Below are 25,887 nucleotides of genomic sequence, written 5' to 3'. Positions count from 1 at the left end.
GGGACGCTCAGGCGCTGTGATGAAGGGGGTTCAGGCCGCGAGGAGGTGCGGCGGGCCCCGGCGGATCACGCTGTGGCGCCAGCCCGGAGTGGGGCGAACGGTCTCGCGGGCTGCCGCGACGAGCAACGCCGGTCGGGACGTCGGCCTGATCAGCGTCAGGAGAAGGAACCAGAGGCCGCGCAACGGCGCGACGCCCCTCGCCATACCGCTGAGGAGGCGCCAGGCGGCGGCCTCGCCGCCGCGGAGCCAGAGGGCGGTGAGGAGGCCGGCGGTGAGGTGGGCCAGCACCATTCCCGCTGAGAGCGGCACGTTCGCGAAGGCGGCCTCGCCGTGGTGACCGGCGTGGGGCAGCGCCTCGAAGAGGTAGTGCAGCCCGGCCTGTGCCGTGAGGAGCACGGTGGCGATGAGCGGGAACCGGCGTTCCCGCCCGGCGAGGGCGACGGCGACGAGGAGCACGAGGCCTGCACCTGCGGCGATCGCGGGGAGCGACGGGAGCGCTCCCGCGACCCAGGTGTGCATGGCGACGGACAAGCTCAGGCAGACCAGGGTGAACACCCCGGCGCGCGACTCCCGCGCGAGACCCTGGCTCGTCATGGGCCGATCGTCCCACATCAACGCCGAGTAACCGCCGCCTCGCTTGCTTAAGTACCGCCTAAACCTCCTCCGCCGCAGAGCGCGCGGCGGAGGCGGCGGCAGCGCGCGGCGCCGGTTAGGCCGGGGTGAGCCAGGCTGTTGCGTCTGGTGGTAGCAGGCCGTCTTCCAGGGGCACGCTGGAGAGCAGCAGCTCGCCCGGTGGGAGCGGGATCGGCGTCGAAGACAAGTTGGTTGTGCAGGAGCCGCCCTGGGCTCGGGCGAACGAGAGGACACCCGGGGGCGCATCTCGCCACGCCATGCCGCCGCCGAACGCGCGGCGCAGGTGGAGACCACCGCGGTACAGGTTCAACATGGAGTCCGGTGCCCCGTCCTGAGCTTCCACGGTCAACCCCTCCCACCCATCCGGTTGCGGCAACCACGTTGGCGTCGATCCGAAACCGTACGGCGGGGAGGCACCGCTCCACGGGAGCGGAATCCGACACCCGTCCCGACCGGGATCCACCCCACCGGACCGGAAGTGCATCGGGTCGCGGATCGCATCCGCGGGCACCTCGTACTCGGGAAGCCCGAGCTCCTCCCCCTGGTAGACGTACACCGCACCGGGCAGCGCCATCGCGAGCAACGCGGCGGCCCGGGCCCGGCGGGTGCCCAGAGCCACATCCGACCACACCCCGGCGCGCTTGGCCCCGAACGAGAACGACGTGTCCGCACGCCCGTACCGCGTGACCACCCGCGTCACGTCGTGGTTGGACAACACCCAGGTCGCGGGCGCGTCCACCGGCGCATGTGCCGCCAACGTCGTGTCGATGGACGCTCGCAGGCGCGCGGCGTCCCACGGGCACGCGAGAAAGTCGAAGTTGAACGCGGTGTGCAATTCATCAGGACGCAGGTATTTGGCGAACCGCGAAGCATCAGGTAGCCACAATTCTCCGATCAGGATCGCCCCGTACGATTCCGCGATCGCCCGCCACGAACGGTAGATGTCGTGCAGCTCGTCCCGGTCGACGAACGGATGCGGCTCCCCGTCGACCTGATCCGGAAGCAAAGGATCCTTCACCGGCAACACCGCCGAATCGATCCGCACCCCGGCCGCCCCGCGGTCGAACCAGAACCGCAGCACGTCCTCGTGTTCGGCGCGCACCAGCGGATGGGTCCAGTTCACATCGGGCTGCTCGGCGGTGAACAGGTGCAGATACCAGGACCCGTCGGGGAGCTGGGTCCACGGCGAACCACCGAATTCCGACTTCCAATTGTTCGGCCGGTCGCGGAACCAGAACAGCTCCCGGCGCCCGTTCACGAACCACGGATGCAGGTGCGAGACGTGGTTCGGAACGATGTCGACGATCGTCCGCAGCCCGAATTCACGGGCCTCCGCGATCAGCTTTTCGGCCTCGGCCAACGTGCCGTAGACAGGATCGATGTCCCGGTAATCGATGACGTCGTAGCCACCGTCCGCCCCCGACGACGGATACCACGGGTTGAACCAGAGCGCGTCCACTCCCAGCGAAGCCAGGTACGGCAACCGCGCCCGAACGCCAGCGAGATCCCCGACCCCATCGGCGTTACCGTCCGCAAAACTCCGCGGATAGATCTGATAAATCGCGGCACTGCGCCACCACGTCATCCTTTGAGACTCCCCGCACCGATCCCGGCGATGATGTGCCGTTGGAAAACCAGGAACAACGCGACCATCGGCACGCTCGCGATCACCATTCCGGCGATCACGTGGCTCACCGGCGCGTCGTTGGAAAACTGCACCAGAGCGACGCTGATCGGCGACTTGCTCGTGTCGAAGAAGACCAGCAACGGCCAGAGGAAGTCCTGCCAGACCGCCACGACCGCGAAGATCGACACGACGCCGAGCACCGGTCGCGACAGCGGAAGAACGACGTGCCACAGCCGCCGAATCGCGCCCGCACCGTCGATCTCGGCCGCCTCGAGCAACTCGGACGGAATCTGATCGAAGAACCGCTTCAGCAGATACAGGTTGAACGCGTTCGCGACCGCGGGCAGCCAGATCGCCAGCGGGCTGTTCAACAGATTCAGATCGACGATCGTCAAGTACTTCGGCACGAGCAGGGCGGACGCCGGGACCATGATCGTCACCAGGATCCCGCCGAGCACGACCTTCCCGAACACCGGCCGCAGCCTCGAGAGCGCATACGCGGCGAGCGTGCAGAACACGATCTGCAGCGCCCATGCCCCGGCGGCTTGGATGACCGTGTTGCCGAGATGGGTGGTGAGATCGAGCGTGTTCCACGCGTCCCGGTAGTTCCCCGGGTGCCACTGCGACGGCACGAGTGTGGGCGGCGTCCGCACCAGCTCGTCGGGCGACTTCACCGCGCCGACCACCATCCAGTAGACGGGGAACAGGAACGCGAGCACGAAGCCGGCGACGACCCCGCCGAACACCGTCCAATAGAGAACGCGGTGGCGGGCCAGCGCGGAAGCCGAAATCAGCGTCCTCATGTCGACTCCCTCGTCAGCCGCAGATACACCGCCGAGAACGCTCCGAGGAGCACCAGCAACATCGCGCTCAACGCGCACGCACTGCCGTAGTCCAGATAGACGAACGCGTACTTGTAGATCAGGTAGAGAACCGTGATCGTCGCGTCCTCCGGCCCGCCGCCGGTCATGATGTACGGCTCGGTGAAGACCTGCATCGTCGCGACGATCTGTAGCAAGAGCAGCATCAACATCACGAACCGGGTCTGCGGGATCGTCACGTGCCGGATCCGCTGCCAGAGCGAGGCGCCGTCGAGTTCGGCGGCCTCGTAGAGCTCTCCGGGGATGCCCTGCAGCGCGGCCAGATAGATCAGCACTGTGCCGCCGAGGTTCGCCCAGGTGGCGACGAGCACGAGCGATACCAACGCCGTGGAAGTCGAGTTCGTCCAGTTCGACGTCGGTAGATGGAGGAACCGGAGCACCTCGTTGAACAGGCCCGGGCCCGGGTCGTAGAACCATTTCCAGAGCAGTGCGGTGACGACCGGCGGGATCATCACCGGCAGGTACACAGCGATCCGGAAGAACGTCTTCGCGTGCCGCAGTTCGTTGAGCAGCACGGCGAGCGCGAACGGCACGGCGAAGCCGATCACCAGCGCCAGCGCCGTGAACGCGAACGTGTTGCGCCAGGCCGCGCCGAACTCTGGGTCCTCGAACAGGAGCCGGAAATTGTCCAGGCCGACCCAGGTCGCCTCGTCCACCGAATTCGACTGCTGGAACGCGAGCATCAGCGCACGCACCGCCGGATACCAGGAGAACAACCCGAAGCAGATCAGCCCACCGGCGAGAAAGGCGTACGCGGTGAGGTTGTCTTTGATCCGGCGGACCGATCGGGTCCCGCGACCCGTTTCGAGCCGCGGGACCGTCGTCGTCAGTACAGCCATCAGCGCTGGTTCGCCAGCAGGCGGTCGATCTTGTCCGACGCGTCGGCGAGCAACTTGTCGATGTTGGCGTTGCGGTTCGTGAGCACCGACGACATCACGCCGTCCATCACCGAGTAGATCTGCTGTGCCTGCGGCGGTTCGAGTTTCCCGGGCACCTCGGTCGACTGGAACAATTCGTAGTTCTCGACCGGCACGTTCGCGAACTGCGCCTTGAGTTTGTTGTCCGCGTCCGCGGTGGGACCGGTCCAGAGGTTCGGCTGCGGCAACCCGACCGGTGCCTTGTTCCGCGCGGCGCGCTCCCAGTTGTTCGCGCCGGTACCAGGCGTCAGGTTCTGGAACTCGACCCATTTCACGCCGGCTTCGATCTGCTTCGGCGTCGCCTTGCGGTTGAACATGAAGCCGTCGCCGCCGAGGAGCGTGCCCTTGCTGCCGGGCATCGGCGCGATCGCCAGGTCGTCGTACGAGCCGTTGAACTTCTTGACGACCTCGGGGATGTTGTCGGGCGCGGAGAGGTACATGCCGAGTTTGCCGGAGCCCATCATCTGCTGGACGTCGGTGATCTGCAGCAGTTGCTTGGAGCCCATGCTGTTGTCGGTCCAGCGCATGTCTTTGAGGGTCTGGAGCACGGCTTTGCCCTGGGGTGTGTTCACCGTGGCGTTCTTTCCGTCCTCCGACACCATCGTGCCGCCCTGCGAGTACATCTCGGCGGTGAAGTGCCAGCCACCCTGGTTGCTCGCGCTGTAGTCGGCGTAACCGACGGTGCCGTTTCCGAGCCCGGCGATCTTCTTGGCGGCCGTCCGGACTTCTTCCCACGTCGTCGGCGGTTTCGACGCGTCGAGGCCGGCCTTGGTGAACAGCGCCTTGTTGTAGATCAGACCCATCGAATAGTTCGTGCGCGGCAGCCCGTAGGTCTTGCCATCGTTCTCGAAGATGCCGGTGACGGAGCCCTGGATGTCGCCGTAGCCCTTGACCGCGTCGACGTACTTCGAGATGTCAGCGGCCTGCTTGCGCTTGACCACGTTGGCCACGTCGGTGAAGTAGACGTAGAAGACGGTCTCCATCTGACCGCCGGCCAGTTTCGCGTCGAATGTTTTCGGGTCCATGCACGGGAACGCGTCGTGGGCGACGAGGTCGATGTCCGGGTTCTGCTTCTCGAAAATCGCGATGTCTTCTTCGAAGCTGCGCCGGTCGATCGCGGCGGATTTCGGCGGTTCGCAGTTCACCGTGATGCGGGTCTTCCCGCCCGCGCTGGAGTCGTCGTCGGAGCTGGTGCAGGCGGCAGCGGCCAGCACCAGACCGGTCGCTAAGAGCGCGCTGACTGCGCGGTTTCTCATCGTTGAGTGCCCTTCGTCGTGGCAGCGGCGACACCCCACCGCGCTCACCGCGTTGCGGGGTGGTTACGGAGAGCGCGTGCCGCAGACCATAGGGTCGGCCAACTCAACAGCGCAATAACTTGATCAAAACTCGCAAGATCTCGACTTGGTCACGCATTTCCTGAATGGAGTCAGCGGTCAACAGGCCTTAAAAGCCTCAGATCGACGCCACACACGGCACCACTTTTCGCGGCTTGCGTCGGCGCCCAGTCAGACGGCGCAAGACCGTTGCGCCGCTGCCGCGCACCATCGCCCACCCCTGCGTCGCCCGGCCGCCGCCCCGAGGGCGCGGGCGTCGTCCGGGGGGTGCGGGGCGGAGCTACGAGCGCGGGCGCGCCGTCGAGGCGCGGACGACGAGTTCCGGCTCGAACAACAGTTCGTCGGGGGCTACCGAGACGCCCCGGATCTGGTTGGCGAGCAGCTCCACCGCGGCGCGCCCCATCGCCTCGATCGGCTGGCGCACCGTCGTGAGCGGTGGATCCGTGCAGTTCATGAACGCCGAGTCGTCGAACCCCACCACCGACAGATCCCCCGGAACCGACAGCCGACGCCGCCGCGCGGCCCGCACCGCTCCGAGCGCCAGCACGTCGCTCGCACAGATCACCCCGGTGACGCCACGCTCGATCAACTTCGCCGTCGCGGCCTGTCCACCTTCCAACGAGAACATCGCATTCTCGACGTATTCGGGCGGCGTCGGAACGCCGAGCTCTCCCGCGATCGTGCGGAACTCCGCAAGCTTGCGTTGGGACGGCACGTGGTCGACCGGGCCGAGCAAGACCCCGATCCGCTCGTGGCCCAGCGAACGCAAGTGCCCGAGCGCCTGCTCGACCGCAACCCCGTCGTCGCACGACACCCGCGGGAACCGCAGACTCTCGATCCCGGCGTTGACCAGCACCACCGGTAGCCGCCGGGCAGCGAGCCGCTCGTAGTGCGTGTGCTCGGCGTCGGCCTGGGCGAACAGTCCGCTCGCGAACATGACCCCGGAAACGTGCTGCTCGAGCAGCAGGTCGACGTACTCCGCCTCGCTCACCCCACCCGCGGTGCGGGTACACAGCACCGGCGTGAACCCCTTCTGGGCGAGCGCGTCCCCGACCACCTCGGCGAACGCCGGAAAGATCGGATTCTGCAGCTCGGGGAGCACGAGCCCGACCAGCCGCCCGCGTTCCCCGCGCAACTGGGTGGGGCGCTCGTATCCCAGCACGTCGAGAGCGGTGAGCACGGCCTCCCGCGTGGCGTCCGAGACCCCAGGTCGTCCGTTCAGGACGCGGCTCACCGTGGCCTCACTGACGCCGACCTTCTGCGCTACTTCCGCAAGCCGCCTCGTCACGTTTGCAAAATAGCGCAAAAACAAGACAGCGATTCGTGTTCGCTACTGTTCTCCCGTGGCTCAAACCCTCCGCAAGGTGCTCAGCAAACTCCGTCCGAAGCGCGCGACGCGTCGCGAACCGTCGCCCGCGGAGGTGGCCGCGCGGGTCAACGGTGGCATGCCGGCGTCGAGCGGCCGGCACCTCGTCTACGCGCCGAACCTCGACGGCGACGCCGACCCGGGCGAAATCGTCTGGACGTGGGTGCCGTACGAGGACGACCCGAGCCAGGGCAAGGACCGGCCGGTGCTGGTCGTCGGACGCCGGGGCAAGAAGCTCCTCGGCCTGATGCTCTCGTCGAAGAGCGACCGGGACGGTCAGCGGCACTGGTTCGCGCTCGGCGCCGGGGAGTGGGACCGGGAGAACCGGCCCAGCTGGATCCGGCTCGACCGGGTCATCGAGGTCGACGAGGACGGCATCCGTCGCGAGGGCGCGATCCTGCCCCGCGACCGCTTCGACGCCGTCGCCAAAGAACTGCGCACCGAATACAACTGGGCCTAGCCCCGTCGCGTCGCCTGCGGCCGGTCATCGGACGGCGGCGCGGAGCTTGTGCGCCGTCGCGACCGCGTCGTAGTTCGCACCGACCCCGTCGACGAGGATCGCCGCACCGGGGATGTGGTCGGTGCGCAGGTGCAGGATCTCCTGGTACGCCGGCGAGGCGTACCAGGCCCGCGCGCTGTCCACGTCCGGGAACTCGATGATCACGAGCGTCCCGGGCCACTCCCCCTCGATGACCTCCGGCATCGTCCCGTGAACGAGGAATCGCCCACCGAACGGATCCATCGTCGACTGGATCCGCTCGATGTACTCGAACACCTCGGGGTGGTTGGACAGCTCGTACAGGTGCGCTAGCGCGTAAGCAGCCATGCCCACCACGTTCCCCGCTGCCGTGCGCCACGTCGATTACGTCGGAGGTAAGCGGTAGTGGACGCCGGAGGCTAAGCGGATTAGCTTCAGGGCGTGCCCAGAGCTGGTTTGACCCCCGCGATCGTCGTGGCCGAGGCCGCGAACCTGGCCGACGAGGTCGGCCTCGACAAGCTCACGCTCGCGATGGTCGCCCAGCGGCTCGGCGTCGCGCTGCCCAGCTTGTACAAGCACGTCAAGGGCCTGGACGCCCTGCGCCAGCACATCGCCGCCCTCGCCAGCAGCGAACTCGCGGACGACCTCGCCGAGGCGGCGGTCGGCCGCTCCGGCTCCGACGCGCTCCGTGCGATGGCCGACGCCTACCGCGCGTACGCACGCACCCACCCCGGCCGGTACCCGGCCACCACCCGCGCCCCCGATCCGGACGACCCCGATCACGTCCGGGCCGGCGAACGCGCGCTCACCACGATTTACGCGGTCCTTTCCGGTTACCACCTCGGCGGCGACGACGCCGTCGACGCCACGCGCGCACTGCGCAGTTCATTGCACGGATTCGTGTCATTGGAAGCGGACGGTGGTTTCGGTATGCCACAGGACGTCGATCGTTCTTTTCATCGCCTCGTCACGACACTCGATACGGCATTCCATTCCTGGCCCGAAACCGATCCGGCGTGATCCCCACGTGGCTGCAAGCCGGACTGTGGGGCCTGCTCGGCGGCGCAGCACTGGTGATCGGCGCGGCCGTCGCGTGGTGGGTACCGGTGCGGCGCTCGATCGTCGCGGCGATCATGGCTTTCGGAGCCGGCGTCCTGATCTCCGCGCTCGCGTTCGACCTGGTCGCTGAGGCGGCTGACGACGCCGGGGTCGGCCCGACCGCAGTCGGCTTCCTCGTCGGCGCGGTGGTCTACGTCCTGGCCAACGTCGCGCTGGACCGCCGAGGTGGACGTCATCGCAAACGCGCTGGCCAGGAACAGCCCTCTGAGCAGCAACAAGGGGGCAGCGGCCTGGCGATCGCGGTCGGCGCCCTGCTGGACGGCATTCCCGAGTCGGTCGTGCTGGGCGTCAGCCTGCTCGGCGGTGCGCAGGTCAGCACGGCCGTCATCGCCGCGGTGTTCATCTCGAACATCCCCGAAGGCCTGTCGAGCGCGGCCGGTATGAAAGCCGCAGGTCGCCCCGCCCGTTACGTCTTCGGCGTCTGGGGCGGCATCGCGGTCGCGAGTGGCGTCGCCGCGCTGCTCGGTTACGCCACCCTCGGCGGGGCGTCGGCGACGGTGCTCGCCGTCATCACCGCGGTGGCCGCCGGCGCGATGCTGACGATGATCGCCGACACGATGATTCCCGAGGCGTTCGCCCGCACCCAGATCCTGACCGGATTGGTCACCGCACTCGGGTTCCTCGCCGCATTCGCGATCCACCGCGCCTGACCCCCGATTGGTCGGCAAATTGCGGCACAGAAATGCGTGTCTGTCCTAATCGGCCAGAAGATTGGAACTGCTGCCGGAGTTTTGCACGCGGACGCGCGTCCGTGGTGCCATGGTTGTCAACTGGTGGGGCGACCGGACACTGGCGATGCCGGGGGTGTGATTGGTCTTGGCGTCACTTGTGGAGAGACCGAAGGCGCACGCCGAGAAGTGCGCCGATGACCTGACCCTCGACGGGGGCCGGATCACCCCCGAAGCAGCGCCACCCTCCGAAACATTTCGGAAGGTGGCACAGTCCGACCGGAAGTGGATCGTCGCCCTGGTCGGGGGCGCGATCGCCATCGGCGCGGTCAACGTCGCGCCCGCCGACGCACGGCCGATCCTGTGCAGTGTCGTCGAGATCGCCACGCTGGCCGTGTTCGCCCTCGGACTCCGGATCAACCGACCGCCACAGCGCACGATCGTGTGGCTCGTGTTCAGCGCCGTGGCGCTGGTCACCGTCACCAAGCTCGTCAGAAGAGCCGACGCCGCACTCGACCTCGGCGTCTCGCTCCCGGTGGACTGGCTCTACCTGATCGCCTACCTCGGGCTGGCCCTGGCGCTCGGCATCCTCCCGATGCACGGGCGGTACCGGGCGAAGCTCACGAACGTCACCGAAGTCGGCATCCTGGCCTGCACCGTCGTCGTGCTGGCCTGGTCCGGCGTCATCGACCCCGCGCTCGACTCGTCCCGGATCGACCCGATCGTCGCCGTGGCCGCGTCGCTGCTGCCGATGCTCGACCTGCTGATGGTCACCACGACCTCCCGTCGGCTGCTCACGCTCGGCAAACGGTCGCCGGCCGGGATCCTCACCGTGGTCGCCCTGCTGGTGCTGCTGACCGGCGACACGGCCGCGATGGCCACCCGGCTCGACGAAGGTGTCGTCGCGGGGCCGCAACCGTCGATGCTGGGCTGGCTCGTCGCGACGGTGCTGATTGCCGCGGCCGCGATGCATCCGTCCGGCGGGATGGACCCGACTCCGATGACGCGCCCGAGCCGGGGCGTCATTGCACGCGGCTACGTGCTGCTGATCCTGGTCGGCCCCGCGGCCGCCGCGCTGGCGCTGATCCGCCAGTTGAACCACGGATCCGAGATCGACGCCCTGGACGTCGCGGTGCCGCTGGTCGCCACGACTGTCACCGCGATACTGCTGGTCTTCCGGCTCACCGCGTTCGCCCGCGTCGCCGAGCAACGCGCCACCGCACTCGACGCACGCACCGATGCCCTGGAGACCGCGCTGGCCGAGCAGGTCACGCTGCGCAAGGTGCTGAGCCACCAGGCCACCCACGACCCGCTCACCGGCCTGCCGAACCGCACGCTGTTCAACGAGTCCGTCGACGAGGCGCTGGCCGACGGCGAGGCGGGCTCGCTGCTGCTCTTCGACCTCGACGGATTCGCGGACGTCAACGACAGGTACGGCCACGAGGTGGGCGACGACCTGCTGCTCGCGATCACCGAACGGGTGCTGACGATCGTGCGGACGCCGCACACCCTGGCCCGGCTCGGCGGCGACGAGTTCGCCGTGCTGCTGGTCCGCACCCCCGACGCGGACAGCACCCGCCACGCTCAGGACATTCTCGCGGCGCTGCGGCGTCCGTTCCAGGTCGGGCCGTACCAGCTCTACACCGCGGCCAGCCTGGGCCTGCGTCCGCTGGAGCCGGACACCGGCACCGCCCGCCTGCTCAGCGACGCCGACCTGGCGCTGTACGCGGCGAAGGCCGCCGGCCGCGACCAGCTCGTCACGTACGACCCCCAGCTCCGCACCAGGCACCTGGCTCAGGCCCGGATGGTCGACCGTCTCCGCGACGCGCTCGAGCACGACCAGCTCTCGGTCTTCTACCAACCGGTCGTGGAGTTCGCGAGCGACCGCTGGGTCACCGTCGAGGCGCTCGCCCGCTGGGAGACGGCGGAGTGGTCGGTCAGCCCCGACCAGTTCATCCCCGTCGCCGAGGACAGCGGCCTGATCGTCGCGCTCGGCACCTGGGTGCTGCGCCAGGCCTGCCGGGACGCTGCCGCGTGGCATCGGGACCACGGCACCAGGCTCGCGGTCAACGTCTCCGTGCACCAGCTGCGGGAGGCCGACTTCGCCGACGTCGTCCGCGCGGCGCTCGTTGACGGCGGCCTGCCGCCGGGTGCGCTCTCGCTGGAGATCACCGAGAGCGTGCTGGTCGGCGCCGGGACCCAGCGCACCCAGGCGATCGCCCACCTCACCGCACTCCGCGAGGCCGGTGTCGTCGTCGCGATCGACGACTTCGGCACTGGTTTCTCCTCGCTGGCCTACCTGCAGACGCTGCCGATCGACGCGATCAAGATCGACCGGGCGTTCGTCCCCTGCGACGAGGTGTACGACTCGCAGCAGTTCGCGCTCGTCCGCGCGATCGTGCAGCTGGCGCGGGGGCTGCGGCTCGGCACCGTGGTCGAGGGCGTCGAGACGCCCGGCCAGGCTCGGATCCTGCGCCTGCTCGGCTGCGACCTCGGCCAGGGCTACTACTACAGCAAGCCCGTGCCGGCGGCCGACATCAGCGCGTCACTGGGATCCGCCTGAATCGCAGGTAGAGCAGCGCGCCGACCGCGACGAACGCCGCCCAGACCAGATACCTACCGGTCAGCACGGTGAGCGCTCCGACGATGCCCAGCGCAGCAACGGCGACGGGCCGGCCGCGCAACAGCTTCACCGCCGCGGCGACGCCGACCGCGTACACGGTCACGAACAGCCCGGTCGTCACCAGCACGAGCGGCCCCGGCCCGATACCGACGACCAGCGCACCGGCCAGCGCCACGAACACACCGACGACCAGCACACCGAGGCTGCGTCGGGGCACCGCACCCGCGCTGCTTCCCCGCCCGAGCCACGTCGGCAGCGCACCGTCGCGTCCGAGCGCCGACCCGAGCTTGGCCGCCCCGGCGAAGTACGTGTTGATCGTGCCGAACGTCAGCAGCAGCGCAGCGACCGTCGCGAGCATCCGCGCGTCCCCGCCGAGCGCGGTGGCCAGCAGTTCGCCGAGCGGCGCGGCGGACTCCCCGGCAGCCGGCCCGAGCACCCCGATCACGGCAACAGCAACTGCCAGATACAGCACTCCGACGACGACCACCGCGGCCGCCGTGGCACGCGGCAGATCGCGGGCGGGCCGCCGGAACTCCGCCGTGAGGTGGGTGATGGCCTCCCAGCCCACGAAGCTCCAGACCAGCAACGCGGCGGTCGGGCCGATCGCGCCCCAGCCGTGCGGCGCGAACGGGGTGAAGTTCCCGGTGTCCAGGTGCGGTACCGCGAGCACGACCGCGATCAGGATGAACGCGACCAGCAGCGCGGAGAGTCCGAACTGCACCCGCCCGGACACGCGGATCCCGAACGCGTTGGCGGCACCGGCCGCCGCGATCATCAGCACCGCCGTGAGGGCCTTGCCGCCACCGGTCGCGGCCTCCACGTACGCCCCGGCGAACAGCGCCGCAGCCGCGGCACCGGGCGGCACCGCGAAGAAGAAGCACCAGCCGACGACGATCGCGGCCCGATCACCGAAGGCCAACCGGGCGTAGGTCGACACTCCCCCGGCATCGGGGTAGCGGGCGCCGAGCGCCGCGAACGTGGCCGCCAGCGGCGCCGACGCCACGACGAGCAGCACCCACGCGACCAGTGACGCGGGACCGGAGAGATCGGCAGCCAGCGCGGGCAGCGCGATGACGCCGGTGCCGAGCACTGCGCCGACGTACAGTGCCGTGCCGTTGAGGAGGTTCATGGCTCTCACCCTCGGTCGGGACGTTCGTCGCGGACAGGCCGGATCCGAGCGGACTGCGCTAAATTCCTGCCATGGGCCAGGCGCACGTCGTCGCAGTCGCGGTGACCGGCCACCTGCCCGTCTTCGAGCTCGCGGTGGCGTGCGAGGTCTTCGGGCTCGACCGCGACGACATCGTGGACCCCTGGTACGACCTGCGGCTGTGCAGGGCCGAACCGGGACCGTTGCGCACCGCCGCCGGGTTGGGCATCGAGACGCCCTACGACCTGGACGACCTGGTCTCGGCCGACACCGTGCTGATTCCCGGCATCCACCGCACCACCCAGCTGGCACCGCCAGAACCCCTGCTCGACGCCCTGCGTCAGGCGTACGCCGCGGGCAAGCGGATCGTTTCGTTCTGCGGCGGCGGGTACGCGCTCGCAGCGGCCGGGCTGCTCGACGGACGGCGAGCAACCCAGCACTGGATGAACGCGCTGGACTTCGCGCACCGATTCCCGCTCGTGCAGGTGGACCCGACCGTCCTCTTCGTCGACGACGGGCAGATCCTGACCAGCGCCGGCACCGCCGCGGCCATCGATCTCAGCCTGCACATCGTCCGGCTCGACCACGGAGCGGCGGTCGCGGCGGAGGTGGCGCGGCGAATGGTCGTGCCGCCGCCCCGGCAGGGAAGCCAGGCACAGCACCCCACGCCGCTGTCCGCGCGGCTGGGTGACCCACGGCGGCCAGATGATCTCAGTGCGGTGCTGGCGTGGGCGCAGGAGCGGCTCGACCAGCCGATCACCGTCGCCGACCTGGCCCGGCAGGCGCACCTGAGCCCGACGACGTTCGCCCGCCGCTTCCGGACGACGCTCGGCGCGACGCCGTTGCAGTGGCTGGTGGAGCACCGGGTGCGGCGAGCCCAGGAGCTGCTGGAGACCACCGACGAACCGGTCGAGCGGATCGCCCGGCTGGCGGGATTCGGAACGCCAGCGAACCTGCGGCACCACTTCCAGCGGCTGGTCGAGGTGTCGCCGCAGACGTACCGGCACGTATTCCGTTATCGAGCGAGGGTGCACCCGTGAGTTGGACCGAGACCCAGGAGCACCGCTGGAGTGCGGTGGTGCGGTCGGTGGCGGAGATGGTGCCGGACGGAGCCGTCGTCAGCGTCGAGGGCTCCGACGAGTTGGCGAGCCGCCTCGCCGCCCACGGCGTCACGGTCGGGCCGACCGGCGATGTGCTCGTGCGCGCCAAAGGGCCGCGGGCCGTGCGGCCGCCGACCGCCGGGCCGCGCGTCGACGCGGACGTCGTCGTGGACCTGCGGGATCCGGGCTGGCCGGTGATCCGGCACGTCGCGGCGCACCTGTCGAACGTCGACCGCTGGCACCTCACCGAGTCGCGCGCGTTCTTCGCCGCGAAGGCCGCCACGTGGAACAGCAAGTTCGGTAGCGACCTCCCGGCTTACGGCGCCGCGGTGGCCGAGGCGGGGTTCCGGGCCGGTGGCGTCCTGGTCGACGTCGGGTGCGGCACCGGGCGCGCGTTGCCCGCCCTGCGGTCCGCAGCCGGGCCCACCGGCGTCGTGGTGGGGCTCGATCTCACGCCCGAGATGCTGGCCGAGGCCCGGGATTCGAGCGTCAGCGAGCACGCTCCGCTCGTGCTCGGGGATGCGTCCCGCCTCCCGTTCGCAACCGCGTCCGTCGATGGCGCCTTCGCCGCCGGGCTTCTCATGCACCTGCCCGATCCGGACGCCGGGCTGCGCGAACTCGCACGGATCACGCGTCCCGGAGGCCGCCTGGCGTTCTTCCAGCCCACGAGCCGGGCCGCGCTGGCCGCCCGCCACGGCCGCGAACTACGCCCCGACGAGCCCCTCAACGAGAGCCCCCTCCGCGAGTCCACCACCCGCGCGGGCTGGCACCTCGAGCACTACGACGACGCCGAGGAGCGCTTTTTCGCAGTGGCTAGCCGAGTCTGAGGATCTCGGCGTGCTCGCCCGGGGCCCACTCGGGGAGGAGCACGGCCACGGCGTCGGCGTCGGCGGCTGCTCGTAGGCGGGCGGGGCCCGCGTCCGCGACGGGAATCGCGACGCCGTCCCCGAGCCGCACGGGCTGCAGGCGGGTCACCGTCCCCGGACGACGCACGTCCCCTCCCACCGGAAGGCGGAACACCGGCCGTTCCACCCGGCCGAGCAGGCCGTCGAGCAGCGGAAGCAGCAGCGTGAGCACCCCGACCAACCCCGCGAACGGGTTACCGGGCAGACCCACCACCCACCGCCCGCCCGGCAGCGACGCCAGCAACTGCGGATGCCCCGGCCGACACGCGACGCCGTCGACGAGCAACGTCGCACCCGATTCCGCGAGCACGGCGTGCAGGTGATCGGCCCGGCCCACCGACGACGAGCCGGTCACCACGACCACGTCCGGCCCCTCCTGGGTGACCGCCGCGAGCAGCCGGGAGAAGTCGTCGGGTACGGGCATCAGCTCGGGAGTGGACGCCCCGGCCGCCTCGATCAGCGCCACGACCATCGGGCCCAGCGCGTCCCGCACCTGACCGGCGGACGGCAGCCCGGCCTGGACGACCTCGTCGCCGGTGACCACGAGACGCACCACCGGCCGACGTCGCACCGGGAGCGTGTCCGCGCCGCCCTGCGCGAGCAGCCCGAGCAGCGTCGGGGTCAGGTCACGGCCGGCGTCCGCGAGCACGTCGCCGGGCCGCAGGTCCTCCCCCGCGCGTCGGATGTGGATCTTTCGCGGCACGTCGAACGTGACGGCCCACTCCTCGTACGGCACCACGGCCTCGGTCCCGGCGGGCACCGGAGCGCCGGTCGCGATCTCCACCGCGGTACCGGGCACCACGCGCCCGGGATCGGCGGTGCCGGCGAGCACCCGTCCGACGATCCGCCACGGCCCGGCCCCCGCCACCGCGTACCCGTCCATCGCGGCGGTGTCGAATCCGGGCACCATCGTTCGTGAGTGGACGGTCACCGCGAGCACTCTGCCGCTGGACGTCAGCGGAACGTCCTCCGCCGGAAGTGGCTTCGCGCACCGGCGTGCGCGATCGCGCGCCTCGTGCCAGCTCGTCGTGCCGGTGGGCAGGTCCACCACTGTCACGGCCACTCCCCTCCGGTCGGGGTCGTGTCTACAGTATGCGCTCGCGGACCCGCTCGGCGACGGAAACGAGGTACGGCCCTCGGCGCGCGTGCACCCGCGCGTTGGGTGAATCCGGGCCGTGGCGCCGCAACATGTCGGCGACCCGGTCCTCGAACCGCATCCGGACGCCGTCCGGCCCGACGGTCTGGTCCGCGTACGTCAGGGCGTCGGCCAGCGCCGAGTGCTCCTCGACGTACCGCCCGAGCTCACCGAGCAGGCCACGCGCCTCCGCGACGAACACCGCACCGGAGTGATACGCGACCAGACCGCAGACCCGCAGCGTCCAGTTCCGCTGACGCAACCCGTCGGCCCCGTCGAGCGGGTGGAACCCGGTCGACCGGAGCACCGGCGCGTACCCGATGTCGTGCAGCCACGCGCCGGCAATCAGTAACGATCGGTCTTCGACGGGCACGGTGCCGGCGAGCTCCGAAGCCCGCTCGGCGACTCCCGCCGTGTGCCGCCAGCGCTCGGAGTCGACACCGAGCAGTTCTCCGGCGAGTTCCTGAGCGGCGACGACGATGTCGGTCGACATATATGCAGAGTAAATCGGACCTTGAGCGGTTCAGTACGCGGGTCGGGCAGGAATGGTCTGGCTCCGATGGAGCGAGAGGGCCCGGGGATGCATCGGGTGCTCGGCCCAGAGCAGCTGTGTCCACGCGTCGACCAGCGTCTCCGGCGGCGATGTGACGTCCGGGGCGTGGAAGCGCACTCGGTAGTCGCACTGCAGATCCGGACAGCCGATGTAAGCGTTGATCCCCATGGAGAATTGGTACACCTACCGACAAAAATGCAAAATGAGTCCTGAGTTGGGTGTTAATCCTCAGCGACGCAGGTATTGCGTTGCGCCCCAAGGCCGGTGATCGAGCCCTCCAGCACGTCGCCCGGCTTCAGGAAGACGTCCCAGTGGGCGCCGTTGCCGGCCGGCGAGCCGGTCAGCAGCAGGTCACCCGGCCGCAGTTCGGTGATCGTCGACGCATACTCGATCAGCCGAGCGACGTCGAAGATCATGTCCTTGGTCGACTCGTCCTGCCGCACGACACCGTTGTGCTCGAGGCGGATCCGCAGCTGCATCGGGTCACCGACGAACTCCGCAGGGACGAGGAACGGGCCGGTCGGCAGGAACGTCATCGCGTTCTTGGCGACGAACCAGTCGGTGCCGATCGCTTTCAGGTCGGGCCGGTAGAGCCGGTCGCGCGTCGTGATGTCGTTGCCGATCGTGTAGGCCGCGACGTGCGCCATCGCCTCGCCGCGCCGGATGCGTCGCCCCGGCTTGCCGATCACCAACGCGAGTTCGAGCTCCCAGTCGTGCTGCTCACCCTCGCGCGGCAGGACGACGTCGTCGAACGCGCCGCACATCGCTCGTGACGAGCCGAGGAACAGGTACGGCGTGCCGCTCTCGGCGCGGACGTCCATCATCGCGGCGGCCTCGGTGCGGGCCTCGTCCGGCGTCACACCCTGCGCGGAAGCCCGCTCGGCGGCGACCAGGTCGATGACGTTCTGCCGGTAGTTGGCGCCACTCTGCAGAATCTGGCCCGGCTCGAGCGGCGGCAGGACGAGGAGCGTGTCGCCGCCGCGCCAGTCGCCGCGCGGGTCGCTGGCCAGCCGGCGCAGCGACGCGAGCGTGGAATCCCAGTCGACGAGCAGGTCACGGACCGTGCGGCCGAGCGGCGAGACATCACGTACCCGCCCGTCCACGACGAGGCCGGGGAACGGACGACCGCCCACATGGGCGAAGGTGCCGAGTGCGAACTCCCCGGCATGGGTGGGGAACGACACGGTCGCCTCCTGAGCGTCTTCCGACGTCAACACCCCTGAAGCGTAGTAGCCGGTGGTTCGCTCGGCTCGTTCCCGACACCGGGTGTCACCTCTGCGAACATTCGTTCATCAGTCGTTTCCGGGGTGGTCAGCGTCGCACCGGCTGCGGCCACGATCACCAGCGCGATCGCGACGAACGCGCCGACCCCCGCACCCTGGCCCAGCAGCACCGCTCCGGCGAGCGCGGCCACCGCGGGCTCCAACGCCAGCAGGACGCTGAACGTCTTCTTCGGCAGGCGCCCGAGCGCGAACAGCTCCAGCGAGTACGGGATCACCGAGGCGAGCACCGCCATCCCGACCGCCATCAGCAGCACCGGCCCGGAGAACAACAGCGGCCCGGCCGACACCAGCCCGGCCGGGAGCGTCAGCAGCCCGGCGACGACGCTGGCCATCGCGAGGCCGCCCATCCCGACACCGGCACCGGCGACGCGCGCACCGGCCAGGATGTAGGCCGCCCAGAACGCCGCGGCGACCAGCGCCCAGAACACACCCGCGACCGTGAGCGGCTGCTCGAACCCCTCGATGCCGAGCACGACGACGCCGGTCAGCGCCATGCCGACCCAGATCAGGTCCCGGGGCCGGCGCGACAGCACGGTCGCCAACCCCAGCGGACCGAGGAACTCGATGGTCACCGCCGCACCGAGCGGGATCCGGCTGACCGCCTCGTAGAACGCCCCGTTCATCGCGGCCAGCGCACCGCCGAGCAGCGCGACCGAGATCCACTGGGACCGCGTCCACGACCGGACCCGCGGGCGCACGAGCACGACCAGCGCGAGCGCGGCGATCGACAACCGCAGCGCTGTCGCACCGGCCGCACCGACGGTCGGGAACAGACCGCTGGCCACGGCCGCGCCGAGCTGGAGGGAAGTGACGGACCCGAGAACTGCCAAGACAGGAACGAAGCGCACACCTTCAGCCTGCCTGGCCGGCCCACAGGCCCGTCCGCGGTCTCCCAGCAGCCATCGAGCCGCTGATTGTGCAACTGCTCAGAAATGAACGGGAATCCCACAACGGAGGTGAACCCCTCCGCACGAAGATCCGTGATTTCGACACGACGGCCGGCCGAGGGGTGAGCAATGTTCGGGTCGACTTACGGTAACCACGCGTCGAGGCCTGACATCTATTCGGGATCGCGACGCAGATTCACCGGAATCGGGACGATCGCCGCCGGGTTCGTCGCGCTCGTGCTCGTGCTCGGCGCCCTGCTCACCAGCGAGCTCGGCCGCTACGGCACGTCGGACTCGGCGCCGGATTCGCAAGCCACCGACCCGCAGGCACCGGTGCTCACGCCCGGCGCTCCGAACGACGTCCCGAGCGCGGACCCCGCGGCGCCCCTAGCGCCGGCCGCCCCCGGCGGAACGCCCGACGGGGCCCGGCCGTCCGCGTCGTCCACCGCACCCGCGGGGAACGCCACGAACCGGGCCGTGCTGGCCACCGTCAACAAGTCGCTGACCAAGCTCGGCTGCGACGAGGTCGCGTACTCCCCGACCCTGCAGAAGGCGTCCGCGACGCACCTGACCGCGATGGTCACGTCCGGCTACCTCACGCTGGTCGGCCCGAACGGCGACGACCCGGGCAAACGAGCCCGGGCCGCCGGATACGAACGCAACGTCCTGGAAGCGATAGTGCTGGGCGCCGAGACGCCGAACGAGGCGGCGGCGACCGGGTTCTCGAAATCCACGGACGCCACCGTCCGCACGCAGGCGACGGGGTCGCTGAAGTGCGGCTACCGCTCGCTCGGCGCCGACATGCGCCGCGACTCCAGGAACGTCCCCATCACCGTCATCTTCCTCGGGAAATAGGTTACTCAGCCTCGGGAAGTAGCCAACGCCTCGGCTTCCTCGGCCTCGATCTGGGCGTTGAATTCGCCCTTCGACGACTGCCAGCCGTCCTCGTCGCGTCCCTTGCGCCAGTAGCCGGAGATCGAGAGCTGCTCGCGCTCGACCCCACGCTCGACGCGGAGGTGCTTGCGCAACTCCTTCACGAAGTTCGCCTCGCCGTGGACGAACGCCAGCAGCGCGCCCGCGGGGAACTCCAAGGCGCGGACCGCCTCGACGAGGGCTTCGCCGACCGGCCGGTCACCGCGGTGCAGCCAGACGATCCGCGCGTCGGCGTCGGTGGCGATCTTCTGCTCTTCCTCCGGACCGGAGACCTCGATGAACGCGTACACCGGCTTCCCGGCAGGCACCCGCTCCAGCGACGCGGCGATCGCCGGCAGCGCGGCCTCGTCGCCGACCAACAGGTGCCAGTCCGCGTCCTCGGTCGGCACGTACGCGCCGCCCGGGCCCTGGAACCGCAGGACGTCACCGGGCTTCGCGGTGGCGGCCCACGGCCCCGCGACCCCTTCGTCGCCGTGGACGACGAAGTCGATCGCCAGTTCGCCGGATCCGGCGTCCCAGCTGCGAACGGTGTACGTCCGGACCCGCGGCCAGCTCTCCCGCGGCAGCGTCTCCCGGACGACGTCCATGTCGAACGGCTCCGGGTACGCGACGCCGTCGTGCGGGAACATCAGCTTGACGTAGTGGTCGCTGAACTCGCCGGCGGGGAACTCGGCGAGCCCCTCACCGCCGAGCACGACGCGGACCATGTGCGGGGTGAGCTGCTCCGTACGCAGCACGGTCGCGGTTCGGAGCGACCGCTTCCGGCGGGGCTGAGTCATCCGGACCCTCTCTCTACTAGCTACTAAGGCGAGCCTAACCCGGAAAACTAAGAGCCTCGCTTGACTGTCCCAGCTTGAGGGGTAATAGCCTATTTGAGCGGTTATCGGCGCCAAGCGAGGAGTGAGCATGGCTCTCAGCACCATGAGCCCCCCGGCCATCCCGACCCCGGAGGAGCTCTGGGCGCGTGCCGCCGAGGAGCTCGCGAACGCCGGCGTCATCGGCGTGACGATCGTGTGGGCCGACAACAACGGCATCCCGCGGTCCCAGACCGTGCCGATCGACCAGCTGGCGAGCTCCTCCCGCTACGGCGTCGGGCTGACGTCGCTGTTCGCCGTGCTCGACTCCCACGACGGCACCACGTTCGCCCACCAGGACCTGTCGACACCGTCCGGCGAGGTGCGGCTGCTGCCCGTCATCGATCGCCTGGTGCGGCTGAAGGGCCAGCCGGCGTTCGCCTGGGCACCCGGCCGCCAGCTCGGCGCCGACGGCACGCCCACGCCCTACGACCAGCGCTCCGTACTGGAACGGCAGGTGGAACGCGCCCAGGACGCCGGGCTGACGATCCGCGCCGGCTACGAGCTCGAGTTCTACCTCTGCAAGGACGCGGAGCTCACGCCCGCGCACCGCGGTCCGGCCTACAGCCCCACCGCGCTCCTGCGCGTCGACGAGTTCGCCGCCCAGCTGCTCTCCGACCTGAACGCGGACGGTGTCCCCGTCGGGCAGCTGCACGCCGAGCACGGGCCGTCCCGGTTGAAGATCTCCATCACCGCCACCGACCCGGTGAGCGCGGCCGACCGGCAGATGCTCGCCCGCCAGACCATCCACGCGGCCGCGCGGGCCCAGGGGCTACGCGCCAGCTTCGCGCCGGTGGTCGACGTCGCGGGCATCGGCAACGTCTGGCGGCTGCACAGCTCGCCGTGGCGGCGGAACAAGAACCTGCTGATGGACGGCGACGGGCCGCACGGACTCTCCAACGAGGGCGCCGGCTACCTGGCCGGGCTGCTGCGCGACCTGCCGGCGATCGCCGCGATCAGCGCGCCGAGTGTCCCGTCGCTGACCCGGCTGCGGCCGAGCGCGTTCGCCGGCGCGTACGCGTTCTGGGGCATCGGGAACCGCGAAGCGCCGCTGCGGTTCCTGCCGTCGACAGCGATGCTCGGTCCCTCGCACGCCAACATCGAGCTGACGCCGTCCGACGCGTCGGGCAACCCGTACCTGGCGTTGGCCGTCGTGATCGGCGCCGGCCTGGCCGGCGTCGAGGAGAAGTTGACGTTGCCGGACCCGATCCAGGAGGACGTCGGTTCCTGGCCGGAGGAGCGGCGCTCGAAGGAGGGCATCCGGCGGCTGCCGATCAGCACCGACGAGCAGCTCACCGCGCTGCAGGAGAACCCGCGCATCGCCGCGGTGCTGGGGCCCGAGCTGGCCGGTGCGTTCGCGGCGGTCCGGCGGTCGGATCACCTCTGGGCGCAGGACCGGTCGATCGAGGACGTCATCGACGGCCACCGCTGGCTCTACTGATCACCCACCGTGACCAAGAGCGCGCTCTCCATCCGCTTGGCGACACCGAGCAGGTAGGGGGCGCGTTTCTGGTGCGCCCGCGCCTGCGGGGAACCCGGGCCGTGCCGACCGAGCATCTCGGCCATGCGCTGGTCGACGCTGTACGGCCGCCCGTGCGGGCCGACCGTCTGGTCGGCGTAGGTGAGCGCATCCGAGAGCGGCGAGACCTCGACCGGGAAGTCGGCCATCGCCAGCCCGAGCCCGCGCTCATCGGCGACGAAGCGCGCGCCGGAATGATGGGCAACGAGGCTGGTCAGGCGCTTGGGAAGGCCTAACTCATCGAGGTAGCGCGCTCCGTCGAGCGGGTGGAACCCCGTGTCGCGGACCTCGTCGGCGTACCCGATGTCGTGCACCCAGGCCGCAGCCACGAGCAGGCCGCGCTCGTCCGGGGGGACGGTGTGCGCCAACTGCTGGGCGCGGGCAGCCACTCCAGCGGAGTGGAACCAGCGCTCGACCGGCGCCGGGAGCAACGTCCGCGCCAACTCCTCAGCCAGCTCCAGACCGAAGTCGCACGCGATCACCACCATGAATCGAGTGTTACGCAGTGTGTCCAGGCTTGCCTGGGTGCAGTTGTGGTGCTCACACCGTGTTCACCTGATGTTCGCTTTCGCGGACGCGCTACCGGGCGTCGCCCGGGATGAGCTGCTCGCACGCGGTCTGGTAGAGGCTCTCGACCGCACGCGCGCCCCATCCGGAGTGGATCGGCAGCGCCAGCGCGAGCACGATGACCAGCGCCAACAGCGGACGCCCCGCCGGCAGCGGCGGCGCCATCAGTGCGGTGGCGCGCGCGGTGGCGTCGCCCGTGGTGGCTCGGAGAACCGGCTGCGGGGCGCGCCGGACCACCGGGGTCCGCCCCGACCGGACGGCCGACCGGGCCAGCGCGGCCTTCGCGATCGTGCGGGCCGCGACCGTGCGGTCACCGACCTCGCGGGCCGCGTCCTCGTCGGCCCACCGCTCGACCTGCTCGGTGATCGACGCGACGAGCGGCCGCAGCAGCGGGTTGAGCCAGGTGGCAACCCGGACGAGCAGCACGTGGGCGTAGTGGCGACGGCGCAGGTGGGACCGCTCGTGCGCGAGCACGACGTCCTGCTCCCCCGGCGCCAGCACCGCGAGCAGCCCGGTGTGCATCACGACCAGCCCTCGCCGGCCCGGGACGGCGTAAGCCTCCGGGTCGGGGTCGTCGACGATGAGGACACCGTCGATCGGGCGGGCACGGCTCCAGGTGTCCCTGGCGGCCAGCAGGTCGCGGACCGCCGACCAGGCGACCGGGACCACGGCCGCGGCGCCGGCGAGGAGCGGGAGACCGATCAGCAGGACGACCGCGACTCGGCCGGGGGTGTGCAGACCGTAGCCGTCGGGCAGGGGCGCTTCGGCGAGCAGCGGGCGCGCCAGCGCCACCGCGGCGGCCCCCGCTCCGATCGCGGTCGCGGCGGCGACGCCGAGGGCCACCAGCGTGAGGCTCCAGGTGGCGGTCGCCGGGTGGACGCGCCGGACGAGGCTCGGCGCGGCCAGACCGGTCAGGCCCGCCACCGCCCAGGGCAGCACCGCGGCCAGGAGCCAACAGCTCACCCCGAACCAGTTGAGCGTGCCCCAGCTCATTCGTTCTCCGTCTCGGCCAACAGCGCGGCGAGGATTGCTTCGTCCTCCTGGCTCAGGTCGGCGACGAACCGCGCGAGCACACCGCGCCGGTCACCGCCGGAGTCGAGGATCTTGCGCATCCGCCGGGCGGCGGCGCCGACCTGCATCGCCTCCGGCGTCTCGACCGGCCGATACGCGAACGACCGACCGGAGCGCTCCCGCGCTAAGACACCCTTGGCGTGTAGCCGCACCAGCGCGGTCTGCACCGTCGTGTAGGCGAGCTCGACGGAGAGGGCGTCCCGGACCTCCGGGACGGTGAGCGGTGCCGAGGAGCCGGCGAGGACGTCGAGCACGGCACGCTCCAGCGATCCGCTCGACCGCCGCGCCTGGCCCCGCTGCTCGTCCACTGCTGCCTCCTACCGCCGCAAGTCCCTATTCTGCCGCGATGACGCCGTCCCAGGCAGCCTTCGCACCGGAGTCACCGACCCGGTACGTGGCGTAGACCGACCCGATGGCGACGATCACCGCCAGCACGGCCAGGCCGACGGTCAGCACGGTCCTGCTGTTGCCGGAGCGGGCCGCGGGCACGAACCGGTGCACGGCCCAGACCGCCGCCGACACCAGGAAGAGCCCGACCGTCCACGGCAGCAGCTGGTCGGCGAAGTGCGCGTGCCGGGTGACCTGCGGGCTGCCGCCGCCCATCTGCTGGCGGAGCCAGTCCCCCGCGTTCGCGGTGACCGGGACGCTGATCAGCGAGAGCAGCGCTGCGATCGGGAGCACCACGCCGATGCGGTGCCGCGCGCTGGGCCAGAACGCGCTGGCCAGGAGCAGTAACGCCGTGATCGGGATCATCACGACGACGAAATGGACGAGCAGCACGTGGGCCGGCAGCCCGTTGATCTCGGTCGGCATGGGCATCTCCTTTAGCGTTCAACTACCTCCATTATTACTACGCACCTATGTAGTAGCTAGGTGAACCGTGAACCTGCACCCGAGCGCGCACGTATCCGAGGTACCCGTACCGGGTCCCACCGCGGTTGGCCGAAAACTCCCCCCTCCCGGCCTGCCGCGGTGGTCAGTAAGGAGAACCATCGATGCGCCAGCCGAAGTACACGACCGGCCTCCGTGTGTTGCGGTCGCTCGGGCTGACCCGGAGCCCGCTGCGGCGTCGGGTCGATCGGCTGGAGCGCACGCTCAGAATCTTCTCGGCGCTGGCCGTGCTCGCGGTGTCGGTGATCTCGTTCCTGGTCGTGCTCGGCACGTACCACCGCAGCCTCGACGCGGCGATGGTCGAGCGGTCGCAGTTGCAGCAGGTCCCGGTCGTCCTGCTCTCCCGGACGACGGGCGGCCACACCGCTGTCGATTCGGTGTCACCCGCGCCGGCGCCCGGCGTCCCGGCCACCTGGACGCTTCCCGACGGCACGATGCGCACCGGCAACGTCTACGGTGCTCCGCCCGGGGCGGGCGAAGGCGCGTCGGCCGAGGTCTGGATGGACCTGGACTACACCCCGGTCCGGCCACCCGCCGAGCCCGCGGATCTGCGTTTCCGTGCCGGGGCGACGGTGATCGGCTGCGTCAGCATGTTCGGCCTGATGATCTGGGGCCTCTACCAGTGGGGCAGCACTCGCCTGGACGAGCGGCGGGACGCCGACTGGACCCGGGAGTGGCTGCTGTTCGAGCGTCAGTGGCGCGACCGCCTGCACTGACCCACTTCTAGGCCGGGACGAGCCCCGGCACCGCGATGACGACGTCCGCGAGGGCCAACAGGGTGGGCCGGTGCACCACCAGCAGCACGGTCCGCCCGGCCACCAGCCGACGCAACACCGCGAGCGCTTCGTCGCCGTCGGCATCGAGCATGGCCGTCGGCTCGTCGAGCAGCACCACCGCGGAGTCGCGCAGGAACACCCGCGCGAATCCGATCCGCTGGTGCCGGTCGTCCGACCAGGTGTCCTCGTCGACAAGCGCGTCGAGCGCCTCGTCGAGACCGGCCGCACGGGCCGCGGCGGCCACCTCGGCGTCGGTCGCCGACCAGCCCATCCGGATGTTGTCCGCGATCGTGCCGGCCACCAGCGCCGGGCGCTGCGGCACCCAGGCGACCTCCGACCACCAGGCCGACGGGTCCAGATCGTCGAGATCGACGCCGTCGACGGTGACCCGCCCCTGCTCCGGCCGGACCAACCCGAGCGCGACGGTCAGCAGGCTCGACGCGTCGTCGGAGCCGAACAGCGCCGTGACCCGCCCCGGGCGCGCCTCGAACGAGACACCGTCCCGAACGTTTTCCAGACGTAACGTTCTCTCCGACAAGTCCACGGAAAGAGAACGGACACCTGGCCGGGAAGGTTCGAATCCCATCCATGTAATTCACCCCACAGGGATGAACAGTGTC

General features: G+C 70.2%; 28 protein-coding genes. 9 read left to right on the top strand and 19 right to left on the bottom strand.

Annotated features, from left to right (window positions below):
* Nucleotides 1-30 precede the first annotated feature (30 nt).
* The 6 genes from ACGFY5_RS03405 to ACGFY5_RS03380 all read right to left on the bottom strand — a co-directional run bounded on the left by ACGFY5_RS03405 (nucleotide 31) and on the right by ACGFY5_RS03380 (nucleotide 6,680).
* Complete coding sequence (locus ACGFY5_RS03405; protein WP_392716838.1) at nucleotides 31-594, bottom strand: hypothetical protein; 564 nt, start codon at nucleotides 592-594, stop codon at nucleotides 31-33.
* 115 nt (nucleotides 595-709) lie between these two features.
* Nucleotides 710-2,218, bottom strand: coding sequence for an alpha-amylase family glycosyl hydrolase (locus tag ACGFY5_RS03400; RefSeq protein ID WP_392716836.1), 1,509 nt, complete (start codon nucleotides 2,216-2,218; stop codon nucleotides 710-712).
* Nucleotides 2,215-3,063, bottom strand: coding sequence for a carbohydrate ABC transporter permease (locus ACGFY5_RS03395; RefSeq protein ID WP_392716834.1), 849 nt, complete (start codon nucleotides 3,061-3,063; stop codon nucleotides 2,215-2,217). Before ACGFY5_RS03395 ends, ACGFY5_RS03400 begins: the two co-directional genes overlap by 4 nt.
* Nucleotides 3,060-3,980, bottom strand: coding sequence for a carbohydrate ABC transporter permease (locus ACGFY5_RS03390; protein ID WP_392716832.1), 921 nt, complete (start codon nucleotides 3,978-3,980; stop codon nucleotides 3,060-3,062). The genes ACGFY5_RS03395 and ACGFY5_RS03390 overlap by 4 nt, the downstream gene beginning before the upstream one ends.
* On the bottom strand, nucleotides 3,980-5,314 hold the full coding sequence (locus tag ACGFY5_RS03385; protein ID WP_392716830.1) for an ABC transporter substrate-binding protein: 1,335 nt from the start codon (nucleotides 5,312-5,314) through the stop codon (nucleotides 3,980-3,982). Before ACGFY5_RS03385 ends, ACGFY5_RS03390 begins: the two co-directional genes overlap by 1 nt.
* Before the next feature lie 358 nt (nucleotides 5,315-5,672).
* Nucleotides 5,673-6,680, bottom strand: a complete 1,008-nt coding sequence (locus ACGFY5_RS03380) for a LacI family DNA-binding transcriptional regulator (protein WP_392716828.1) — start codon at nucleotides 6,678-6,680, stop codon at nucleotides 5,673-5,675.
* 55 nt (nucleotides 6,681-6,735) lie between these two features.
* Between ACGFY5_RS03380 and ACGFY5_RS03375 the strand changes: the two genes are divergently transcribed.
* Nucleotides 6,736-7,218 carry a type II toxin-antitoxin system PemK/MazF family toxin gene (locus tag ACGFY5_RS03375; RefSeq protein WP_392716826.1) on the top strand — a complete coding sequence of 161 codons (483 nt, stop codon included), beginning with the start codon at nucleotides 6,736-6,738 and terminating at the stop codon, nucleotides 7,216-7,218.
* A gap of 24 nt (nucleotides 7,219-7,242) precedes the next feature.
* Here ACGFY5_RS03375 and ACGFY5_RS03370 read toward each other — a convergent pair whose 3' ends face one another.
* Nucleotides 7,243-7,584, bottom strand: coding sequence for a DUF1330 domain-containing protein (locus ACGFY5_RS03370; RefSeq protein ID WP_392716824.1), 342 nt, complete (start codon nucleotides 7,582-7,584; stop codon nucleotides 7,243-7,245).
* Between the two features lie 93 nt (nucleotides 7,585-7,677).
* On the opposite strand from ACGFY5_RS03370, the gene ACGFY5_RS03365 reads away from it, so the two are divergent.
* The 3 genes from ACGFY5_RS03365 (at nucleotide 7,678) to ACGFY5_RS03355 (ending at nucleotide 11,586) form a co-directional block, all read left to right on the top strand.
* Nucleotides 7,678-8,256, top strand: coding sequence for a TetR/AcrR family transcriptional regulator (locus ACGFY5_RS03365; protein WP_392716822.1), 579 nt, complete (start codon nucleotides 7,678-7,680; stop codon nucleotides 8,254-8,256).
* The gene (locus ACGFY5_RS03360) at nucleotides 8,256-9,005 is read left to right on the top strand and encodes a ZIP family metal transporter (protein WP_392718633.1); all 750 of its coding nucleotides are present in this window, start codon (nucleotides 8,256-8,258) and stop codon (nucleotides 9,003-9,005) included. The genes ACGFY5_RS03365 and ACGFY5_RS03360 overlap by 1 nt, the downstream gene beginning before the upstream one ends.
* Nucleotides 9,006-9,288: 283 nt before the next feature.
* Complete coding sequence (locus tag ACGFY5_RS03355; protein WP_392716820.1) at nucleotides 9,289-11,586, top strand: putative bifunctional diguanylate cyclase/phosphodiesterase; 2,298 nt, start codon at nucleotides 9,289-9,291, stop codon at nucleotides 11,584-11,586.
* Here the strand turns inward: ACGFY5_RS03355 and ACGFY5_RS03350 are convergent.
* Nucleotides 11,561-12,775, bottom strand: coding sequence for an APC family permease (locus ACGFY5_RS03350; RefSeq protein ID WP_392716818.1), 1,215 nt, complete (start codon nucleotides 12,773-12,775; stop codon nucleotides 11,561-11,563). The two genes, ACGFY5_RS03355 and ACGFY5_RS03350, sit on opposite strands and share 26 nt — an antisense overlap.
* A gap of 71 nt (nucleotides 12,776-12,846) precedes the next feature.
* Here ACGFY5_RS03350 and ACGFY5_RS03345 point away from each other — a divergent pair, with 71 nt between their 5' ends.
* A complete protein-coding gene (locus ACGFY5_RS03345) occupies nucleotides 12,847-13,833 on the top strand; it encodes a helix-turn-helix domain-containing protein (protein WP_392716816.1) in 987 nt (328 codons plus the stop codon).
* Nucleotides 13,830-14,720 (top strand): class I SAM-dependent methyltransferase, encoded by an 891-nt coding sequence (locus ACGFY5_RS03340; RefSeq protein ID WP_392716814.1) that lies wholly within the window; start codon nucleotides 13,830-13,832, stop codon nucleotides 14,718-14,720. The genes ACGFY5_RS03345 and ACGFY5_RS03340 overlap by 4 nt, the downstream gene beginning before the upstream one ends.
* Here ACGFY5_RS03340 and ACGFY5_RS03335 read toward each other — a convergent pair.
* The 5 genes from ACGFY5_RS03335 to ACGFY5_RS03315 are packed head-to-tail and all read right to left on the bottom strand — an operon-like array spanning nucleotide 14,707 to nucleotide 18,599.
* Nucleotides 14,707-15,855: a molybdopterin molybdotransferase MoeA gene (locus ACGFY5_RS03335; protein WP_392716812.1), complete on the bottom strand. Its 1,149-nt coding sequence runs from the start codon at nucleotides 15,853-15,855 to the stop codon at nucleotides 14,707-14,709. The two genes, ACGFY5_RS03340 and ACGFY5_RS03335, sit on opposite strands and share 14 nt — an antisense overlap.
* 28 nt (nucleotides 15,856-15,883) lie before the next feature.
* Complete coding sequence (locus ACGFY5_RS03330) at nucleotides 15,884-16,426, bottom strand: HD domain-containing protein (RefSeq protein WP_392716810.1); 543 nt, start codon at nucleotides 16,424-16,426, stop codon at nucleotides 15,884-15,886.
* A gap of 30 nt (nucleotides 16,427-16,456) precedes the next feature.
* Entirely contained in the window at nucleotides 16,457-16,654 is a 198-nt protein-coding gene (locus ACGFY5_RS03325; RefSeq protein WP_392716808.1) for a hypothetical protein, read from the bottom strand.
* A 53-nt stretch (nucleotides 16,655-16,707) separates the two neighbouring features.
* Nucleotides 16,708-17,700, bottom strand: a complete 993-nt coding sequence (locus ACGFY5_RS03320) for a fumarylacetoacetate hydrolase family protein (protein WP_392718631.1) — start codon at nucleotides 17,698-17,700, stop codon at nucleotides 16,708-16,710.
* Nucleotides 17,697-18,599, bottom strand: a complete 903-nt coding sequence (locus ACGFY5_RS03315) for a DMT family transporter (protein WP_392716806.1) — start codon at nucleotides 18,597-18,599, stop codon at nucleotides 17,697-17,699. The genes ACGFY5_RS03320 and ACGFY5_RS03315 overlap by 4 nt, the downstream gene beginning before the upstream one ends.
* Nucleotides 18,600-18,785: 186 nt before the next feature.
* Between ACGFY5_RS03315 and ACGFY5_RS03310 the strand changes: the two genes are divergently transcribed.
* On the top strand, nucleotides 18,786-19,511 hold the full coding sequence (locus tag ACGFY5_RS03310) for a CAP domain-containing protein (protein ID WP_392716804.1): 726 nt from the start codon (nucleotides 18,786-18,788) through the stop codon (nucleotides 19,509-19,511).
* Nucleotides 19,512-19,516: 5 nt separating this feature from the next.
* Here the strand turns inward: ACGFY5_RS03310 and ACGFY5_RS03305 are convergent, their stop codons facing one another.
* Nucleotides 19,517-20,368 carry a siderophore-interacting protein gene (locus ACGFY5_RS03305; protein ID WP_392716802.1) on the bottom strand — a complete coding sequence of 284 codons (852 nt, stop codon included), beginning with the start codon at nucleotides 20,366-20,368 and terminating at the stop codon, nucleotides 19,517-19,519.
* 127 nt (nucleotides 20,369-20,495) lie between these two features.
* Here ACGFY5_RS03305 and ACGFY5_RS03300 point away from each other — a divergent pair, with 127 nt between their 5' ends.
* Nucleotides 20,496-21,884 carry a glutamine synthetase gene (locus tag ACGFY5_RS03300; RefSeq protein WP_392716800.1) on the top strand — a complete coding sequence of 463 codons (1,389 nt, stop codon included), beginning with the start codon at nucleotides 20,496-20,498 and terminating at the stop codon, nucleotides 21,882-21,884.
* Here ACGFY5_RS03300 and ACGFY5_RS03295 read toward each other — a convergent pair.
* From ACGFY5_RS03295 to ACGFY5_RS03280, 4 genes are all read right to left on the bottom strand, one after another.
* A complete protein-coding gene (locus tag ACGFY5_RS03295) occupies nucleotides 21,878-22,450 on the bottom strand; it encodes an HD domain-containing protein (RefSeq protein ID WP_392716798.1) in 573 nt (190 codons plus the stop codon). The genes ACGFY5_RS03300 and ACGFY5_RS03295 overlap by 7 nt on opposite strands.
* A gap of 91 nt (nucleotides 22,451-22,541) precedes the next feature.
* Nucleotides 22,542-23,522 carry a M56 family metallopeptidase gene (locus tag ACGFY5_RS03290; protein WP_392716796.1) on the bottom strand — a complete coding sequence of 327 codons (981 nt, stop codon included), beginning with the start codon at nucleotides 23,520-23,522 and terminating at the stop codon, nucleotides 22,542-22,544.
* Nucleotides 23,519-23,908 (bottom strand): BlaI/MecI/CopY family transcriptional regulator, encoded by a 390-nt coding sequence (locus ACGFY5_RS03285; protein ID WP_392716794.1) that lies wholly within the window; start codon nucleotides 23,906-23,908, stop codon nucleotides 23,519-23,521. Before ACGFY5_RS03285 ends, ACGFY5_RS03290 begins: the two co-directional genes overlap by 4 nt.
* 25 nt (nucleotides 23,909-23,933) lie before the next feature.
* Nucleotides 23,934-24,413: a DUF2231 domain-containing protein gene (locus ACGFY5_RS03280; protein WP_392716792.1), complete on the bottom strand. Its 480-nt coding sequence runs from the start codon at nucleotides 24,411-24,413 to the stop codon at nucleotides 23,934-23,936.
* A gap of 182 nt (nucleotides 24,414-24,595) precedes the next feature.
* Between ACGFY5_RS03280 and ACGFY5_RS03275 the strand changes: the two genes are divergently transcribed.
* Complete coding sequence (locus ACGFY5_RS03275; RefSeq protein WP_392716790.1) at nucleotides 24,596-25,207, top strand: hypothetical protein; 612 nt, start codon at nucleotides 24,596-24,598, stop codon at nucleotides 25,205-25,207.
* Between the two features lie 7 nt (nucleotides 25,208-25,214).
* Here the strand turns inward: ACGFY5_RS03275 and ACGFY5_RS03270 are convergent, their stop codons facing one another.
* The gene (locus ACGFY5_RS03270; RefSeq protein WP_392716788.1) at nucleotides 25,215-25,811 is read right to left on the bottom strand and encodes an ATP-binding cassette domain-containing protein; all 597 of its coding nucleotides are present in this window, start codon (nucleotides 25,809-25,811) and stop codon (nucleotides 25,215-25,217) included.
* Between the last annotated feature and the right edge of the window lie 76 nt (nucleotides 25,812-25,887).

It is taken from the genome of Cryptosporangium sp. NPDC048952 (assembly GCF_043197895.1).
GTDB lineage: Bacteria > Actinomycetota > Actinomycetes > Mycobacteriales > Cryptosporangiaceae > Cryptosporangium.
Note: the sequence above shows the minus strand (reverse complement) of the source record. Positions and strands in the feature narration are given on the sequence as shown.